At 64.8% G+C, this 1,323-nt stretch carries 1 protein-coding gene and 1 pseudogene; both read right to left on the minus strand.

The genetic code is table 11. The annotated features are described in order from the left end of the window. On the minus strand, positions 1-875 hold an 875-nt coding region (locus tag ACLNEE_RS16695; RefSeq protein WP_412007426.1), incomplete at its 3' end, for an IS110 family transposase. Between the two features lie 79 nt (positions 876-954). After that, positions 955-1,323: pseudogene (locus ACLNEE_RS16700) on the minus strand (hypothetical protein); the annotation flags it as partial.

Genomic DNA, 1,323 nt, shown 5'->3' on the forward strand with positions numbered 1-1,323 from the left:
ACCGACAGCAGGATCTGCTCGGGATCGGCCTCGCAGTAGTAATCCCAGATCCGCTCCTCGATCGCATCGATCTGGCGATCCAAATCCAGTGCCAGCTCCGCTTCCAGGGCGATGTCGGCGGAGAGGGCCTCAAAGTCCATACCGTCCTCACCCCAGAGCCGCAGAGAGGCCTGAGCAGCCTGAACGATGGCCTCTGCATGGCGCTCGCCCCAGTTGCTGCGGGTGTGGTGCACCAGCCAACGGCTGAGCCTGGCCTTGCCCAACCTCAACACCTGCTGAGGGCTGGGCCAGCGGCTGAGGAATTTCAGCACCGTGATCGTCATGTCCGACCCCAGAGCCACGATCCATGCAGGGCCGAGGATTTCCAGCAAGGCATCCAGACGTTGCATGCAGGTGGTGCGCCGCCGCACCAGAGAGGCGCGCAGCTTCACGGCACGCCGCAGGGGGTCGCCAGGGCCGAGACCGCGCTCCTGGTTCAAACCGTCGGGATGCAGAACAGGTAGGCGGGCCAGGAGCTCTGCGTCCAGGCGATCGGTTTTGGCGTGCTTGTTGTAGTAGGCGCGCAGATCAGCCGATTGCTCCGGGGGCACCATCACCACCCGAGCGCCCTGACGGCGGAACCAGGCGGCAAGAGGGACCCAGGCATTGCGGGTGGGTTCCATCACCACCAGCACATCGCTCTCGTCAGTGGGGATTCGCTGCCAGAGCGCTTCCAACTCCTCGGCCGAGGTGTGGAATCGAACGTTGCGCCAGAGCAGCTTGCCGGTGGCATCAGCACAGGCCGCTCGGTGGCTGGTGCGGCAGGCGATGTCGATGCCGATCCGCAAGGCCATGGTCACCTCCAGGGAGTAGGGGATGGGGGTGGTGAATGACACGACGACGCGAGCCGGCACCTGACATTCGCTATGAGGGATCACCAGAACAGACCTCGTGGTCTTTGGTGTCGCCGGGTTCCTAACAGGGCTGGAGCACAGCGCCGGCGTGCTCCTGCCTGGGGCCACGGTCAACAGGCAAGGAGTCCAGATCCAAAGGGATCAGGCTCCAATCGCACAGCAGTAGCTCCAGGCAGGCACCGGTCCCAATCGAAACCCCGCCACCGGCCGTTGGCGATGACCTGATTGGGATGCACCCAGGATGAATGTCACTGAGCACCCGCCGGCACTCGATCCCCTGGCTGTTGAACCAGGCCACCGCACGGCTCAGGAAGCCCACCGTGGTCGGCGCCTTCTCGTCGGGCAAGACCTCGACGTAGGCCAGGCGGGTGGCGTCGTCGATCGCAACGTGAACCTTGTCGTAGCCGACGCCGTAGGAGCGCCCTTGCTG

It is taken from the genome of Aphanothece stagnina RSMan2012 (assembly GCF_046764815.1).
Lineage (GTDB): Bacteria > Cyanobacteriota > Cyanobacteriia > PCC-6307 > Cyanobiaceae > NIES-981.